The organism is Serratia sp. CY55921 (genome assembly GCF_052167655.1).
Lineage (GTDB): Bacteria > Pseudomonadota > Gammaproteobacteria > Enterobacterales > Enterobacteriaceae > Serratia > Serratia ureilytica.
The window spans coordinates 56,351-72,337 of sequence record NZ_JBJNMU010000006.1 but is presented as its reverse complement, the minus strand read 5'-3'; the positions used below and the strand labels follow the sequence as shown (position 1 = coordinate 72,337).

Here is a 15,987-nt window from a genome sequence, read left to right as displayed (position 1 = left end):
GTCGTCTACAATTCAATCGAATTACCCCCTACAACATCAGAAATTATTATTATTAGAGGTGATTATGTTACAGAAACACGAAAACGTAATAAGTATGACTGTACTAAGCCCGCAAGCCACCCAAGAGCTGATGCCCTCATTTTCTTCCTTGCCCCACACGCAACATGCCGACGGCAAATATCGCCTGCGCCGTTATTCCGTCGTGAAATACCTCAACCCCAACATCGCCGAAGTGGGGCCGCGCACCTTCATGCAGTCGGATCAGATCAACCATTTCCAGGGCAACGTGGTGCGCCGCTTCGAGCCTATCGACAGCGCCGTGCTGCAGAGCGCCGGCATGGCGGAAATGTGCAACCTGTTTGCCGAAAACAACGAACTGCCGGAAGGCGCCGAGATAGAGATCCACCAGATGCGCGTGGTCGCCATCCAAAAAGATACGCTGGTGGCGCCGGAAGGTATTCACCAGGACGGTTTCGACCATATCGCGATGATTGCCATTCATCGCCACAATATCGTCGGCGGCGAAATCATGCTGTACGACGACAGCCGCCACGATCCTTTCTTCAAAAAAGCGCTGGCAGACGGTGAAGCCGTGCTGTTGGCGGACAGTAAACTGTGGCATAACGCCACGCCGATCAATACCGTAAGCCCGAATGAAGAAGGCTATCTGGATCTCTTCGTCCTCACCGCTCGGGGAGAGAAAGCATGACCTTTACCCCCGAGCTCGCCCGACGCCAGTTCAGCGCCCTGTCCCGGCAGATCGACGGCAAACCGGCGATCTTTTTCGACGGCCCCGGCGGTGCGCAAGTTTCCCGGGGCGTGCTGGAAAAAATGACCGACTACCTGGGGAAGTACAACGCCAACCTGGGCGGGCACTATTTCTCCAGCCGGGTTACCGGCGAGGTGATGGGCCAGGCGCGCGAATCGGTGCGCGCCTTGTTAAATGCACCGTCGCCCGACAACATCATCTTCGGCATGAACATGACCACGCTGACCTTTCATCTCAGCCGCATCATCAGTCGCGATTGGCGGGACGGCGATGAGGTCATCGTCACCGCGCTGGATCACTACGCCAACGTCTCCAGCTGGCAGCAGGCCGCCGCCGACAAAGGCGCCGTGGTGCATCAGATAGCGCTGGAGAGCGCCGATTGTTCTCTCGACGCGGCAAAAGTGTGCGCGCGCATCAACGCCAACACGCGTCTGGTGGCGGTCAGCTACGCGTCCAACGTCACCGGCAGCATCGTCGATATCAAAACCATCGTTGAAGCCGCGCATCGGGTGGGCGCGCAGGTGTATGTCGACGCCGTTCATTACGCGCCGCATAACCTGATCGACGTGCAGGCGTTGGGATGTGACTTCCTGGTGTGCTCCGCCTACAAATTCTTTGGCCCGCACGTCGGCATGGCCTACATCGCGCCGCAGTGGCTGCAGCGCCTGCGGCCGTACAAAGTCGAGCCGGCCACTGACGTCGGCCCCGGCCGTTTCGAGACCGGCACGCAGAGCTTCGAAGCGCTGGCCGGCGTCGCGGCCGCTATCGAGTATTTGGCGCAGTGGGGCACGCCCGACGCGCCGTTAAGGCAGCGCTTGCAGGAGAGCTTCGCCGCCTACCACCGGCATGAAGAGGCGCTGTGCCGCCACTTTTTGCAACGGCTGCAGCAACTCGACGGCGTGCGGCTCTACGGCAATCCGCAGGCGGACAGCGCACGCCGCACGCCGACCTTCGCCCTGACCTTCAGCGGCCAGGCGCCCGACGCGATCGCCCGACGGCTGGGGCACCACAACATCTGCGCCGGCAGCGGACATTTCTATGCGCTGGGCCTGATTCAGCAACTGGGGCTGCAGGACGGCGGCGTGCTGCGCATCGGCATGATGCACTACAACACCCTTGATGAGATCGATACGCTGTTTGAAATACTCGCCAAGGAGATCCTCGGTTAATGCGCCATAACGGCCCGACCGGTTTTCCGGCGGGCCACACAGCATAAATAGCCGTGCGTGTCGCCGGAGGCGTTAAACGTGAATAACGCTCCCCCTGTTTGAGGGGTTGGGTAGAATAGGCGGGATTTTTTTGAAAAGGGATTTTTACGTTGAGAAAATATGCCGTTATCACCGCCGCGTTGATGATGTCTTCCTGCGCTACGCCGGAAAAGTGGGAAGCGCAAACGGCGGCTCCGACACCCCTTGAAGCCGCCAGAGCAAGCTGCCGACAAGAAGCCGAACAACGCTATCCCGTGAGCCTGTCTTTAGACACCCGCTCGCCTGTATTCTCCTCCATGAATATCAACGGTGCGGATATCCCCAATACTCACGGCGTCGTTTTTCCTTCGGACCGTAATGAAATGCGCAGAAAAGAACACGTTAATGCCTGCATGAAATTGGAGGGATGGGAAAATAAGAATAAGGTGACGGGGTTATTGGCCTTTTTATTTAACTGACGGCAACGTGAATTATTCGGAATTACCGCACAGAGACAGCGGTAATTCCGCTCTATAGAGCGGCGTCGGCCTCCTGCGCCAGCCCGACTATTTTGCTACGATATTACAGTCACCACCTTTCCTCCATTCAGGGCGATAATCAAACAAATGGAATAAATCAATTTATGAGTGAGAAAGACACCTCCTTAAATAAGCCGCAAAGCCATATCAACAAAGCGGTATTCTTCACCTCTGCAGTCCTCATTTTTCTTCTGGTCGCCTTCGCCGCCTTTTTCCCCGACGTCGCTGACAAAAACTTCAAGCTTCTGCAGCAACAAATCTTCACCAACGCCAGCTGGTTTTATATTTTGGCCGTGGCGCTCATATTGCTCAGCGTGACGTTTCTGGGGCTTTCTCGTTACGGCGACATCAAACTTGGCCCCGATCATGCGCAACCCGATTTTCGCTATCACTCCTGGTTTGCCATGCTGTTTTCGGCGGGGATGGGCATTGGTCTGATGTTCTTCGGCGTGGCAGAACCGGTTATGCACTATCTCTCGCCGCCGGTCGGCACGCCCGAGAGCATCGAGGCGGCCAAACAGGCCATGCGCCTGACCTTTTTCCACTGGGGGCTGCATGCCTGGGCGATCTACGCCATCGTGGCGTTGATTCTGGCCTTCTTCAGCTATCGGCATGGCCTGCCGTTGACCCTGCGCTCCGCGCTTTATCCGATCATCGGCGATCGCATTTATGGCCCTATCGGCCACGCCGTCGATATCTTCGCCGTCATCGGCACCGTATTCGGGGTCGCGACCTCGCTGGGTTATGGCGTATTGCAGGTCAACGCCGGGCTTAACCACCTGTTTGGCGTGCCAATCAACGAAACCGTTCAGGTGATCTTGATCGTGGTGATTACCGGGCTGGCCACCATTTCCGTGGTTTCCGGGCTGGAGAAGGGCATACGCTTTCTGTCAGAGCTGAACCTTGGCCTAGCGCTGTTGCTCCTGGCCTTGGTCTTGCTGTTGGGGCCAACCGTTTTGCTGTTGAAATCCTTTGTGGAAAATACCGGCGGCTATCTGTCCGAGCTGGTCAGCAAAACCTTCAACCTGTATGCCTATGAACCCAAATCCAGCAACTGGCTAGGCGGATGGACGCTGCTCTACTGGGGGTGGTGGCTCTCCTGGTCGCCTTTCGTCGGGATGTTCATCGCACGGGTTTCCCGCGGCCGAACCATCCGCGAATTTGTCACGGGCGTGCTGTTCGTCCCGGCCGGCTTCACCCTCATGTGGATGACCGTGTTCGGCAACAGCGCCATTTACCTCATCATGGAAAAGGGCGCGACAGATCTCGCCACTACGGTACAACAAGACGTGGCCTTGGCGTTGTTTAACTTCCTGGAGCATTTCCCATTCTCCAGCGTGCTTTCGTTTATCGCCATGGCGATGGTTATCGTCTTTTTTGTCACGTCCGCCGACTCCGGCGCCATGGTCGTGGATACGCTGGCTTCGGGCGGCTCCAGCAACACGCCGGTATGGCAACGCATTTTCTGGGCGTCGCTGATGGGCATCGTCGCCATCGCCTTGCTGATCGCCGGGGGGCTCAGCGCGCTGCAAACCGTCACCATCGCCAGCGCATTGCCGTTCTCGGCCATCTTGCTGATATCCATTTACGGTTTGCTTAAAGCGCTGCGCCGCGACCTGACCAAGCGCGACAGCCAAAATATGGCCACCATCGCCCCCACCGCCGCCCGCAACCCCATTCCCTGGCAGCGCAGGCTGCGCAATATCGCCTATCTGCCAAAACGCTCGCTGGTTAAGCGCTTTATGGATGAGGTTATCCAACCGGCCATGACGCTGGTGCAGGAAGAGCTGAGTAAACAAAACACGCTCAGCAGCATCAACGCCACTGCGGAAGACCGCATTCGTTTCGAGGTCGATTTGGGCGATGAGCTTAACTTTATCTATGAAGTCAGACTGCGCGGCTACAGTTCGCCGACGTTCGCTCTGGCCGGGCTGGATAACGATGAACAGCAAGCCGAGCAGCACAAGTATTATCGCGCGGAGATCTACCTGAAAGAAGGCGGCCAGAACTACGATGTCATGGGCTGGAATCAGGAGCAGTTGATCAACGATATTCTCGACCAGTACGAAAAGCATCTGCATTTCTTGCATCTGGTGCGCTAAAGGCCGACATGCCGTCCCCAGGGGCGGCATTTTTTTGCCCTGCTTTCTTCACCACGGCGCTGACACAAGTTTGGGTCGCCGTTCACCTCGTTCTTCCCCTAGGGAAGGACATAATCCATCGTGTAGCGGTGCGTGCCTTGGTCGATCTCGATCGTCATCGTTCCACTCAATTGCGTCAGCTCGCCCGTCCCGGAATCGGGGACGACCGTCAACTGCAGCGACGAAACCCCACGGTTCATGGTGCCGCTGTGCTGTAACACGAAGCTGCCCTTGTGGCCATGCAAGGTCCCCGTTACGCGCTCCATTGCCACATAACCGGCGGAGCCATGCGCCTCCATGCGTACAGCCAGCATTTCTCCGAGGCTGGCCGCAGTCAGGTCACCATGAAATTGCTTATCAATCGTCATCCGACTGAGCTTGGCCGTCTCAATTTCAGCCGTTGCGGTTTGCGGCGTCAATTTGACGTCGAATGTTCCTGTCGCATGCATTTTACAAACCCCTTTGTTAAGGTTGATGACACAGACGCATCGGTGCGCGCTGCGTTCCTGGCAATGGCCGCGGCAAAGATTAAACGCGCCCATACAGATCAATCTGTCGAGTTATAAAATCGTCATTATCTTCCAGCAGCTATCGCGGCGCATAACGCGGCGCGAAGACATATGTGAATGTATCAGGAGCGACCAGGTAGATGATTGCAAAAACGCGACAAGTCGCCCCGCATGACGGTAGCTCAAGATGACGGCCGGGAATGCCAAACCGCGCGGAGTGCTGCATCCGCAGCCGACGCAAAGTCAGTTTATACACGAGCGCCACTCGCCATCAGCTGCGTTGGCCGATCTGGTCGAGCACTACTGGTGCGTGCGCTGGGATCTGCGGGAGTTACCGCCTCAGCGGCAAGCGACGCTGCCCCACCCCAACGTGCATCTGGTGATCGAACGGAATGAATCATACGTTTACGGCGTTCACACCGATCGCTTCGAGCGGCTCCTTGAAGGGCGAGGCTTCGCCTTTGGCATCAAGTTTAAGCCGGGCGGCTTCCATCCCTTTCTGCAAGCGCCCATATCGACGCTCGCGAACCGCTCGATGCCTGCGCAGACCGTGTTTGGCGCTGATTGCCAGTCGCTGGCGACGCGTATCGCCACGTGCGCTACGACGAGTGCGATGACGCTCGTGGCGGAGGCTTTCCTGCTGGCGCGGCGGCCCCAACCCGATCCTAACGTCGCGCGAGCGAACAGGCTCGTGGCCGCTATCGCCGACAACCTTGGCATAACGTCGGTAAACCAATTGCTGGGCACTGCGGCGATAGACAAACGCGCGCTACAGAGGCTATTTCATAAGTACGTAGGCGTCGGCCCCAAATGGGTGATCCAACGCTATCGTCTGCATGAAGCCATCGCGCAACTGCAGGCTCACGCGCCTCGCGATTGGAGCAGGCTGGCGTTGGAATTGGGCTATTTTGATCAGGCCCATTTCGCTCGCGATTTTCGCGCTCTGGTGGGCCAGTCGCCCAGCGAGTATGTCAGATCCCTGCACGCGGAGAATAACGGCATACAGGCGGCCTTTGCCAAACGCTGACCTGCTTTATTGAGAGACAAGGCGCAATGTCAGAATGACTTCGGCGAGATGAGTGCCAGAGGCTGAAACGGGAAATAACGCGTGCTGTGAACGTGTAAGACGAAGGAGTAAACGGGCTTGGAGCGGGTGAAGGGAATCGAACCCTCGTATGCAGCTTGGGAAGCTGCCGTTCTACCATTGAACTACACCCGCATCGGTGTGCGACAGGCATTATAACCGGTTATCGGCGGCGGGCAAGCGGAGATGGCGCGTAACTGTCGATGTTTTAAGCGGTTAAGTCCCGCAGACGAAAAAAAACCGGCGCAGTTGCCCGCACCGGTTGTTGCACGCTAAACGCGATTATTTCTGCGGGCGCATCGCCGGGAACAGAATCACGTCGCGGATGGTGTGGCTGTTGGTGAACAGCATCACCATGCGGTCGATGCCGATGCCCAAACCGGCGGTCGGCGGCAGGCCGTGCTCCAGCGCGGTGACGTAGTCTTCGTCGTAGAACATCGCTTCATCGTCGCCGGCGTCTTTGGCGTTCACCTGATCGGCGAAGCGCTGCGCCTGGTCTTCGGCGTCGTTCAGCTCGGAGAAGCCGTTGCCGATTTCACGGCCGCCGATGAAGAACTCGAAGCGGTCGGTGATTTCCGGGTTCACGTCGTTGCGGCGCGCCAGCGGCGACACTTCAGCCGGGTACTCGGTGATGAAGGTCGGCTGAATCAGATGGCTTTCCGCCACTTCTTCGAAGATCTCGGTCACGACGCGGCCCAGGCCCCAGCTCTTCTCAACCTTGATGCCGATGGATTCCGCGATGGCCACCGCTTTGCCCATGTCGGCCAGGTCAGCCAGATCGGTTTCCGGACGGTATTTCTTGATCGCCTCGGTCATGGTCAGCTTCTCGAACGGCTTGCCGAAGTCGAACACTTCGTCGCCGTACTGCACCTGAGAGGTGCCCAGCACTTTCTCGGTCAGGGTGCGGAACAGCGTCTCGGTCAGCTCGATCAGGTCTTTGTAATCCGCGTAAGCCATGTAGAGTTCCATCATGGTGAACTCTGGGTTGTGACGCGGAGAAACGCCTTCGTTACGGAAGTTGCGGTTGATTTCGAACACGCGCTCAAAGCCGCCGACCACCAGACGCTTCAGATACAGTTCCGGCGCGATGCGCAGGTACATGTCGATATCCAGCGCATTGTGGTGGGTGATGAACGGACGCGCCGACGCGCCACCCGGGATCACCTGCATCATCGGGGTTTCGACTTCCATGAAGCCGCGTTCCACCATGAAGTTACGGATAGCCGACATCACCTGAGAACGCACCTTGAAGGTGTTGCGCGACTCTTCGTTGGCGATCAGATCCAGGTAACGCTGGCGGTAACGGGTTTCCTGATCCGCCAGGCCGTGGAATTTGTCCGGCAGCGGACGCAACGCTTTGGTCAGCAGACGCAGTTCGGTGCAGTGGATCGACAGTTCGCCGGTCTTGGTTTTGAACAGCTTGCCGCGCGCGCCGAGGATATCGCCCAGGTCCCACTTCTTGAACTGCTCGTTGTACACGCCTTCAGCCAGATCGTCGCGCGCGACGTACAGCTGAATGCGGCCGCCCACGTCCTGCAGCGTAACGAAGGATGCCTTGCCCATAATGCGGCGGGTCATCATGCGGCCGGCGACGGTCACTTCTACGCCCAGCGCTTCCAGCTCTTCGTTGTCTTTATCGCCGTACGCGGCGTGCAGTTTGTCGGAGGTGGAGTCGCGACGGAAGTCGTTCGGGAACGCAATGCCGTTCTCACGCAGGCCGGCCAGTTTCTCGCGGCGGGACTGCAGCTCGTTATTGAGATCCAGCGCCTGATCGGCGCCCTGTACTTGTTGTTCAGACATTTCTATTCCTCATAACCCGGCTTTCAAACTTGCCTCAATGAATTTATCCAGGTCGCCATCCAGTACGGCCTGCGTGTTACGCGTTTCGACGTTGGTGCGCAAATCCTTGATGCGGGAGTCATCCAGCACGTAAGAACGGATTTGGCTGCCCCAGCCGATGTCGGACTTGTTGTCTTCCATCGCCTGTTTATCAGCATTTTTCTTTTGCATCTCAAACTCGTACAGCTTGGCTCGCAGCTGTTTAAACGCTTGATCCTTGTTCTTATGCTGAGAACGATCGTTCTGGCACTGCACCACGATGTTGGTTGGCAGGTGAGTAATACGTACGGCGGATTCGGTTTTGTTGACGTGCTGACCGCCCGCACCGGAGGCGCGGTACACGTCGATGCGCAGATCCGCCGGGTTGATATCGATGTCGATATCGTCGTCCACTTCCGGGTAGATGAACACCGAGCTGAACGAGGTGTGGCGACGGCCGCCGGAGTCGAACGGGCTCTTGCGCACCAGGCGGTGAACGCCGGTTTCAGTGCGCAACCAGCCGAACGCGTAGTCGCCGATGATCTTGATGGTGGCCGATTTCAGGCCCGCAACGTCGCCGTCGGACTCTTCGATCACTTCGGTCTTGAAGCCCTTGGCTTCGGCCCAGCGCAGGTACATGCGCAGCAGCATGCTGGCCCAGTCTTGCGCTTCGGTGCCGCCGGAGCCGGCCTGAATGTCCAGATAGCAGTCGGCGCTGTCGTATTCGCCAGAGAACATGCGGCGGAATTCCAGCTGCTCGAGCTTGGCGATCAGTTGATCGAGTTCGGCGACCGCTTCGTTGAAGGTCTCTTCATCGTCGGCTTCCACCGCCAGCTCCAGCAGACCGCTGACGTCTTCGCTGCCCTGCTGCAGGTGATCGATGGTTTCAACGATGGCTTCCAGCGCGGCGCGCTCTTTGCCGAGCGCCTGTGCGCGCTCCGGTTCGTTCCAAACGTCCGGCTGCTCCAGCTCGGCGTTGACTTCTTCTAGGCGTTCCTTCTTGGCATCATAGTCAAAGATACCCCCTAAGAACCGCAGTCCGCTCGGACAGGTCCTGAATTCGGTTTTTTACCGGGTTAATTTCAAACATGGTTTTGCGTTCTTTTACGTTGATGTCGTCGATGGCGGAATGCCATTGGAACCGCTAATTCTAACGGATCCGGGCGGCAGTTTATAGCGAGTTGGTCAGTTTTTGTGGCGATCGGGAAGGATGCCGGGGATTGGAGAGCCCAATCCCCGAGTTGTGTTCAATTTCGCCTCAGCGCGGCCAAAGGTGCTGGATCAGCAGTTGCACGTTGCGGTTGCCGCGAAACTCGTTGACGTCGAGTTTGTAGGCCAGTTCCACTTCGCGCACGCTGCTGTCCGGCCACAGCGTGGTGTCCACGTTGAACGCGATGCCGTCGAGCAACGGGCCGCCGCCAAGCGGTTCCACCATCAGCTTCAGGTGTTTCTCACCCACCAGCCGCTGCTGCAGGATGCGGAACTTGCCGTCGAAGGTCGGTTCCGGGAACGCCTGGCCCCACGGGCCGCCCTCGCGCAGCAGCTCCGCCGTCGTCAACGACAGCTCCTGCATCGCCAGTTCGCCATCGGACCAGATCACCCCTTCCAACATCGCCGGATCGAGCCATTCGCCCACCAGCTCGCCGAAACGCTGGCGGAACTCGTCGAATTTGGCCTCTTCCAGCGACAGCCCGGCCGCCATCGCGTGGCCGCCGAACTTCATCATCAGCCCGGGGTTCAGCATATCCAGCCGCTCCAGCGCGTCGCGCATGTGCAAGCCGGGCACCGAACGGCCGGAGCCTTTCAGGATGCCGTCGCCCGCCGGCGCGAAAGCGATCACCGGACGGTGGAAACGCTCTTTGATGCGCGAAGCGAGGATGCCCACCACGCCCTGATGCCATTCCGGATGATACATCGCCAGCCCGTAAGGCAGCTCGGTGCTGGTGCGCTCCAGCTGATCGCACAGCTGCAGGGCTTCCACCTGCATGCCCTGCTCTATCTCGCGTCGCGTCTGGTTCAGCGCATCGAGATCGTTGGCCAGCATGCGCGCCTGCGCGATGTCGTCGCTCAGCAGCAGCGCCACACCGATCGACATGTCGTCCAGCCTGCCGGCGGCGTTGAGCCGCGGGCCGAGGGCGAAACCGAGATCGTTGGCCGCCAGTTGGCGGGCGTCGCGGTTGGCCACTTCGAGCAGCGCGCGGATGCCCGGTCGGCATTTGCCGGCGCGGATGCGGTTTAATCCCTGATACACCAGAATGCGGTTGTTGGCGTCCAGCGGCACCACGTCGGCCACGGTGCCGAGCGCCACCAGATCCAGCAGTTCCGCCAGATTCGGCATCGCCAGCGCGCGCTGCTCGAACCAGCCGCTGTCCCGCAGCCGGGCGCGCAGCGCCAGCATCAGGTAGAACGCCACGCCTACCCCCGCCAGCGATTTGGACGGGAAGGCGCAGCCGCGCAGGTTGGGGTTAACAATCGCTTCAGCCGCCGGCAGGGTCTCGCCCGGCAGGTGGTGATCGGTCACCAGCACCTGCATGCCTTTGGCGTGCGCCACGTCGACGCCGGCGTGGGAGGAGATGCCGTTATCGACGGTAACAATGAGTTCTGCGCCGCGCGCCGCCGCCTGCTCCACCACTTCGGGGCTCAGGCCGTAACCGTCTTCGAAACGGTTAGGCACCAGATAATCGACGGCTGCGCCGCCCATGCTGCGCAGCGCCAGCACCGTCAGCGCGGTGCTGGTGGCGCCATCGGCGTCGAAATCGCCCACCACCATGATGCGGCGACCGTCGGCCAGCGCTTGCTGCAACAGGCTGACGGCGTCGTCGATGCCGTCCAGCTGTTGCCAGGGCAGCATGCCCTTAACGCCGCGCTCCAGCTCTTGCTCAGCCTGCACGCCGCGCAGGGCGTAAAGCCGACGCAGAAGCGGCGGCAAACTGGCGGGCAGATGCGTGTCGTCCGCCGCCGGGCGGCGGCGTAGTTGCGTTTTGATACTCACCGGCGATTAACCACCGGCTTTGGTGGCGGCCTGATGCGCGTCCAGCATGGCGGCCATCTCTTTCGGCCCCTGATAGCCCGGGATCATCATGCCGTTTTCCAGGATGATGGCCGGCGTGCCCTGAATGCCGAACTGCACGCCCAGCTCGTAATGCTTGCTGATGTCGGTTTTGCAGGTCGCCGGAGAAACGGCGTCGCCCTTCATGGCGGCGTCGAACGCCTTGGCCTTGTCGGCGGTGCACCAGATCGACTGCATGTCTTTTTCAGCCTGGGAAGCCAGCCCCTGGCGCGGGAACGCCAGGTAACGCACCGTAATGCCCAGGTCGTTGTACTCTTTCATCTGCTGATGCAGTTTGTGGCAGTAACCGCAGGTGATATCGGTGAACACGGTGATCACGTGTTTCTCTTTCGGCGCTTTGTAAACGATCATCTGATCTTTCAGCGCTTCCATCTTGGTGCTCAGCAGTTGGTTGGTCACGTTGACCGGCTCTTTGCCGCTGACGTCGAACAGCGGGCCCTGCAGGATGTGCTTGCCGTCTTCGGAGGCGTACAGCACGCCGCTGTCGGTCAGCACGGTTTTCAGACCGTTGACCGGCGAAGGCTGCACGTCCGCCTGCTGAATGCCCAGGCTGGCGAGCGCTTTTTTGATCGCCGCGTCATCGGCATGGGCGGCGCCGGCCACCGAAGCCACCAGCAGAGAGAGCAGCATTAAACCTTTTTTCATTGTTCCAATCCTTTCGAACCCGCCGCTCAGGCGCGCGGGTGATGCTGTTGATGTAGCTGTTTCAGTCGTTCGGTCGCTACATGAGTATAAATTTGCGTGGTCGAGAGATCGCTGTGGCCTAACAACATCTGTACGACACGGAGATCGGCCCCATGGTTCAGCAAATGGGTGGCGAACGCGTGCCGCAACACGTGCGGCGACAGACGCTCGCTGTCGATGCCCGCAAGGATGGCATAGTGTTTGATGCGATGCCAGAACGTCTGTCGGGTCATTTGCTGACACCGGTTGCTGGGGAACAGCACATCCAGCGTCTGGCCGTTGACCAGCCACGGGCGCCCGTGCTCCAGATAATTTTCGATCCAGTAGACCGCTTCTTCGCCCAGCGGCACCAGCCGCTCCTTGTTGCCCTTGCCGATCACCCGCACCACGCCCTGACGCAGGCTGACGTCGCTGATGTTCAACCCCACCAGCTCAGAGACCCGCAGCCCGGTCGCGTACAACACCTCGAGCATCGCCTTGTCGCGCAGCTCCAGCGGCTGATCGACGCAGGGCGCCTGCAGCAGCGCATCGACCTGCGCCTCGCTCAGATCCTTCGGCAAACGCTGCGGCAGCTTCGGGGAAGCCAGCTGCGCGGTGGGATCGTCGGCGCGCAGCTTTTCGCGGTACAGATACTGAAACAGGCGACGCATGGCGCTCAGCAAGCGCGCGGAGCTGGTGGCCTTGTAGCCGCCGTCCACCCGCTCGGCGAGAAACGCCTGCAGATCCAAGGCCTGCGCCTGCAGCAAGTCGGTGTTTTGCTGGCCAAGCCAGGCGCCCAGGGCCTGCAAATCCAGCCGGTAGGAGGCCAGCGTATTTTCCGCCAGATTGCGCTCAAGCCACAGCGCATCCAGGAATTGTTCAATCAGCGCATTGTCTTGCTGTTGCACGCGGTCCTCTCTTCGTTGCATTTCCACCCGCGCCATTATGCCTTAAGCCGACGCAAATCAGGTATACTCGCTGCAATTCTCTAAACAGCAACGTAACGGTTTACACATGAAGATTGGTCTGTTTTACGGCTCCAGCACCTGCTACACCGAGATGGCGGCAGAAAAAATCCGTGAGATTCTGGGTGAAGACCTGGTCGACCTGCACAACCTGAAAGACGTCTCGCCCAAGCTGATGGAGGACTATTCCATTCTCATCCTCGGCATCCCGACCTGGGATTTCGGCGAACTGCAGGAAGACTGGGAAGCGATCTGGCCGCAACTGCCGGCGCTGGATCTGAAAGGCAAGATCGTCGCCATGTACGGCATGGGCGATCAGCTCGGTTACGGCGAGTGGTTCCTCGACGCGCTGGGTATGCTGCACGATCACATCGCACCGCTGGGCGTGCAGTTCATCGGCTTCTGGCCAACTGAGGGCTTCGAGTTCACCAGCCCCAAACCGCTGAGCGCCGACGGCAAACACTTCGTCGGCCTGGCGCTCGATGAGGTCAACCAATACGATCTGAGCGAAGAGCGCCTGCAGCAATGGTGCGAACAGATCCTGTTGGAAATGGAGCCGCTGCTGTAGCCGCTATCGGGCGATCTTCCCCAAACGCCGAGCGCCGGCGACATGATTCGCGCCGGCGCCCCCTATCAGTCTTGTTCGCCGTCACCCGCCGGCGGATACAGCAACAGCTGCCGCAGGTGGCGCCACTCCTCTTTGCTCATGCAGTCGGAAGCCAGCCACAGCCGACGGCGCTTTTTGCCCTCCATAGACTGTAGCGTCAGCAGCAGGCCGTAGCCCGGCATCCAGGGCTTTTTCGCCAGCTGCCATTCTCGGCCGTGCCAGCTGAAACGCCTGTCCGCCAGCAGCCGCAGTTCACCCTGCACCGCAGCGATGCGCTTCTGGCTGCGAATGCACTGAAACACCACCAGCGTCAGCAACACCAGCCAGAGCGGACCAAAGCCTTCCGGCCAGGGCGAAATCAGGATCAGCAGGATCAGGACGCCGTGGGTCAACAGAGAGAACAGCTGGGTGCGCCAGGAAATGCGGATATCACATCGCCACTGGGCCACGATCTTTATTTCGCGTTTGGATCAGGGTCACCATTCTTTGCAGCTCGCTGTCCTGCGGCGCGCCATGATTCATCAGCCAGTTGAACAAATCGGGATCGTCGCACTCGAGCAGACGGATGAACAGCGCCTTGTCCGCGTCATTCAGGCTGTCGTATTCGTATTCGAAGAACGGCATGATGGAGATGTCCAGCTCGCGCATGCCACGACGGCAAGCCCAGTGAATACGTGCTTTGTTGTTAATATCCATGTTGTTATGACTCACCTCTTTTCAGCGCGGCAGCGCCAGCGCAGGGTTCAAATGACACACTGTATGGCAACGCCGTCGCAATATAATTCCATCAACCGGGGATCTGTCTGCAAGGGTGCCCTGGCCGCAAGCCTATAGAGTAACAATTTGACATACACGCCGGGAAGGCGCTTTGTGGCGGAAAACGCAATAAAGCGCAAAATGCCAAAAAAAGCGCCCCCCGGCGCCGCGGCGCGAATAACAGTTTGCAAAGCCCGCCGCCTCTTTTACCATGGGTTCAATACCCTTCAGGTAAGCTAAACGTTGAGCAGGAACTTACTATGGCGCATAACATTCCATTCCCACCCCGTCAGCCCTCCGCTTCCACCCATCTGCCCCTGACGCTGATCTCGCTGGAAGATTGGGCGCTGGTGACGCTGAACGGGCCGGACGCGGTGAAATATCTCCAGGGCCAGGTGACGGCGGACATCGACGCGCTGGCGGCCGATCAACACGTGCTGTGCGCCCACTGCGACGCCAAGGGCAAAATGTGGAGCAACCTGCGTCTGTTCCACCGTGGCGAAGGCTTCGCCTATCTGGAGCGCCGCAGCGTGCTGGACAGCCAACTGGCTGAAATCAAAAAATATGCGGTGTTTTCCAAAGTCACCATCGCCGCCGATAATGACGCGGTATTGCTGGGGGTCGCCGGTTTCCAGGCGCGCGCCGCGCTGGCGGGCCTGTTCGCCACGCTGCCGAGCGTCGAGCACCCGGTGGTGCAGGAAGGCGAAACCACGCTGCTGCACTTCGCTGCGCCGGCGGAACGTTTTCTGCTGGTGACCCGCCCCGCCGTGGCCGAACAGCTGATCGGCAAACTGCATGATCAGGCGGAACTGAATGACAGCAGCCAGTGGCTGGCGCTGGAGATCGAAGCCAGTTATCCGATTATCGACGCCGCCAACAGCGCGCAGCTGATCCCGCAGGCCACCAACCTGCAGGCGCTGGAAGGCATCAGCTTCAGCAAGGGCTGCTATACCGGCCAGGAGATGGTGGCGCGCGCCAAATTCCGCGGCGCCAACAAACGCGCGCTCTACTGGCTGGAAGGTAAAGCCGCTCGCGCCCCGCAGGCGGCGGAAGATCTGGAGCTGCAGCTGGGTGAAAACTGGCGCCGCACCGGCACCGTACTGGCGTCGAGCCAATTGGCCGACGGCACGCTGTGGGTGCAGGTGGTGATGAACAACGATTTGGACGCCGACAGCAAGCTGCGGGTACGCGACGATGCCGCCAGCCAGTTGGCGATCAAACCGTTGCCCTACTCGCTGGCCGAAGAGAAATAATCCGTCGGCCGCAGGCGCCCTGCCTGCGGCCATCTTCGTTACTCGTCCAACTCCCCGTCGCGCTGCACCAGATAAATCAGCACCAAAATGATGGTGATGAAGAAACGAAAGGCATCGGGAACGCCGTTCCACTGCTTCGACATCCACATGCCGAACCACTCGCCGCCTATCGACATGAAACCGACCTGCCAGGTGAGGAAGCCCAGCGTCAGGCCGACCACCGCCAGCTTTTTGCGACCGTTGAAGGCCCTGGCGGGCAGTTTCAGGCCGCCCAACAGTCGCAGGCCGCCGATCCAGCACAGCAGCGCGGTCAGGCTTTCCAGCGCGATGATGAAAATATAACCGGCGTGATGCAGCCACGGTGTCTGTATCGAGCGATAGCCGATGGTGGCGTCGGGGAAAATCGTGTCCATCATAAAGACATGGCGCACGAAGGCGAAGTTGGAGCCGTAGTCGGTGATGTTGCCGAAGGCGACCAGCGAAGCGAACAAAGCGATAGCGCAGACCAGCAGCGCTTTGGATAAGCGAACGATCATCTTGGTGAGTCCTGAACAGAGGTTAAAGAAACGGTATGCGGGCTCAGAAATGAAGGAACGGGCTTGCTGGATACCCGAAAGAAGCAAGCG

At 59.3% G+C, this 15,987-nt stretch carries 16 protein-coding genes and 1 tRNA gene; 7 read left to right on the top strand and 10 right to left on the bottom strand.

Features of this window, described 5'->3' with window-relative positions:
• The first annotated feature begins 94 nt into the window (after positions 1-94).
• The 4 genes from ACJ8M3_RS21165 (at position 95) to ACJ8M3_RS21150 (ending at position 4,597) form a co-directional block, all read left to right on the top strand.
• The gene (locus ACJ8M3_RS21165) at positions 95-709 is read left to right on the top strand and encodes a 2OG-Fe dioxygenase family protein (protein WP_223524591.1); all 615 of its coding nucleotides are present in this window, start codon (positions 95-97) and stop codon (positions 707-709) included.
• Positions 706-1,938 carry a cysteine desulfurase-like protein gene (locus tag ACJ8M3_RS21160; protein WP_089197399.1) on the top strand — a complete coding sequence of 411 codons (1,233 nt, stop codon included), beginning with the start codon at positions 706-708 and terminating at the stop codon, positions 1,936-1,938. The genes ACJ8M3_RS21165 and ACJ8M3_RS21160 overlap by 4 nt, the downstream gene beginning before the upstream one ends.
• 149 nt (positions 1,939-2,087) lie before the next feature.
• Positions 2,088-2,435, top strand: a complete 348-nt coding sequence (locus ACJ8M3_RS21155) for a hypothetical protein (protein WP_052752701.1) — start codon at positions 2,088-2,090, stop codon at positions 2,433-2,435.
• A gap of 164 nt (positions 2,436-2,599) precedes the next feature.
• The gene (locus ACJ8M3_RS21150; RefSeq protein ID WP_089195125.1) at positions 2,600-4,597 is read left to right on the top strand and encodes a BCCT family transporter; all 1,998 of its coding nucleotides are present in this window, start codon (positions 2,600-2,602) and stop codon (positions 4,595-4,597) included.
• A gap of 98 nt (positions 4,598-4,695) precedes the next feature.
• Here ACJ8M3_RS21150 and ACJ8M3_RS21145 read toward each other — a convergent pair whose 3' ends face one another.
• Positions 4,696-5,085 (bottom strand): DUF3224 domain-containing protein, encoded by a 390-nt coding sequence (locus ACJ8M3_RS21145; protein WP_047026636.1) that lies wholly within the window; start codon positions 5,083-5,085, stop codon positions 4,696-4,698.
• 247 nt (positions 5,086-5,332) lie between these two features.
• On the opposite strand from ACJ8M3_RS21145, the gene ACJ8M3_RS21140 reads away from it, so the two are divergent.
• Positions 5,333-6,172: a helix-turn-helix domain-containing protein gene (locus ACJ8M3_RS21140; protein ID WP_089195126.1), complete on the top strand. Its 840-nt coding sequence runs from the start codon at positions 5,333-5,335 to the stop codon at positions 6,170-6,172.
• A 118-nt stretch (positions 6,173-6,290) separates the two neighbouring features.
• Here the strand turns inward: ACJ8M3_RS21140 and ACJ8M3_RS21135 are convergent.
• The 6 genes from ACJ8M3_RS21135 to xerD all read right to left on the bottom strand — a co-directional run bounded on the left by ACJ8M3_RS21135 (position 6,291) and on the right by xerD (position 12,688).
• Positions 6,291-6,364, bottom strand: a tRNA-Gly gene (locus ACJ8M3_RS21135).
• A gap of 147 nt (positions 6,365-6,511) precedes the next feature.
• Entirely contained in the window at positions 6,512-8,029 is a 1,518-nt protein-coding gene (lysS, locus tag ACJ8M3_RS21130; RefSeq protein WP_004931697.1) for a lysine--tRNA ligase, read from the bottom strand.
• 9 nt (positions 8,030-8,038) lie between these two features.
• Positions 8,039-9,137, bottom strand: a protein-coding gene (gene prfB, locus ACJ8M3_RS21125) for a peptide chain release factor 2 (protein WP_099783420.1) whose coding sequence is annotated in 2 segments (ribosomal slippage) — positions 8,039-9,061 and positions 9,063-9,137 — 1,098 coding nt in all. Because the reading frame shifts where the segments join, the coding sequence is not laid out codon by codon here.
• Positions 9,138-9,305: 168 nt separating this feature from the next.
• Positions 9,306-11,039 carry a single-stranded-DNA-specific exonuclease RecJ gene (gene recJ, locus ACJ8M3_RS21120; RefSeq protein ID WP_033639478.1) on the bottom strand — a complete coding sequence of 578 codons (1,734 nt, stop codon included), beginning with the start codon at positions 11,037-11,039 and terminating at the stop codon, positions 9,306-9,308.
• Between the two features lie 6 nt (positions 11,040-11,045).
• Positions 11,046-11,762, bottom strand: a complete 717-nt coding sequence (dsbC, locus tag ACJ8M3_RS21115; protein WP_042785306.1) for a bifunctional protein-disulfide isomerase/oxidoreductase DsbC — start codon at positions 11,760-11,762, stop codon at positions 11,046-11,048.
• 26 nt (positions 11,763-11,788) lie between these two features.
• Positions 11,789-12,688: a site-specific tyrosine recombinase XerD gene (xerD, locus tag ACJ8M3_RS21110; RefSeq protein ID WP_033644935.1), complete on the bottom strand. Its 900-nt coding sequence runs from the start codon at positions 12,686-12,688 to the stop codon at positions 11,789-11,791.
• Positions 12,689-12,794: 106 nt separating this feature from the next.
• Between xerD and fldB the strand changes: the two genes are divergently transcribed.
• Positions 12,795-13,313: a flavodoxin FldB gene (fldB, locus tag ACJ8M3_RS21105; RefSeq protein WP_033635825.1), complete on the top strand. Its 519-nt coding sequence runs from the start codon at positions 12,795-12,797 to the stop codon at positions 13,311-13,313.
• A 65-nt stretch (positions 13,314-13,378) separates the two neighbouring features.
• Here the strand turns inward: fldB and ACJ8M3_RS21100 are convergent, their stop codons facing one another.
• Positions 13,379-13,801: a protein YgfX gene (locus ACJ8M3_RS21100; RefSeq protein WP_089197400.1), complete on the bottom strand. Its 423-nt coding sequence runs from the start codon at positions 13,799-13,801 to the stop codon at positions 13,379-13,381.
• The gene (gene sdhE, locus ACJ8M3_RS21095) at positions 13,782-14,048 is read right to left on the bottom strand and encodes an FAD assembly factor SdhE (protein WP_019455657.1); all 267 of its coding nucleotides are present in this window, start codon (positions 14,046-14,048) and stop codon (positions 13,782-13,784) included. Before sdhE ends, ACJ8M3_RS21100 begins: the two co-directional genes overlap by 20 nt.
• Positions 14,049-14,368: 320 nt before the next feature.
• Between sdhE and ygfZ the strand changes: the two genes are divergently transcribed.
• Positions 14,369-15,361: a tRNA-modifying protein YgfZ gene (gene ygfZ / locus ACJ8M3_RS21090; RefSeq protein WP_442514730.1), complete on the top strand. Its 993-nt coding sequence runs from the start codon at positions 14,369-14,371 to the stop codon at positions 15,359-15,361.
• Between the two features lie 38 nt (positions 15,362-15,399).
• On the opposite strand, the gene ACJ8M3_RS21085 is transcribed toward ygfZ, so the two are convergent.
• Positions 15,400-15,897, bottom strand: a complete 498-nt coding sequence (locus tag ACJ8M3_RS21085; protein WP_033644774.1) for a DUF2165 family protein — start codon at positions 15,895-15,897, stop codon at positions 15,400-15,402.
• Positions 15,898-15,987: the final 90 nt, after the last annotated feature.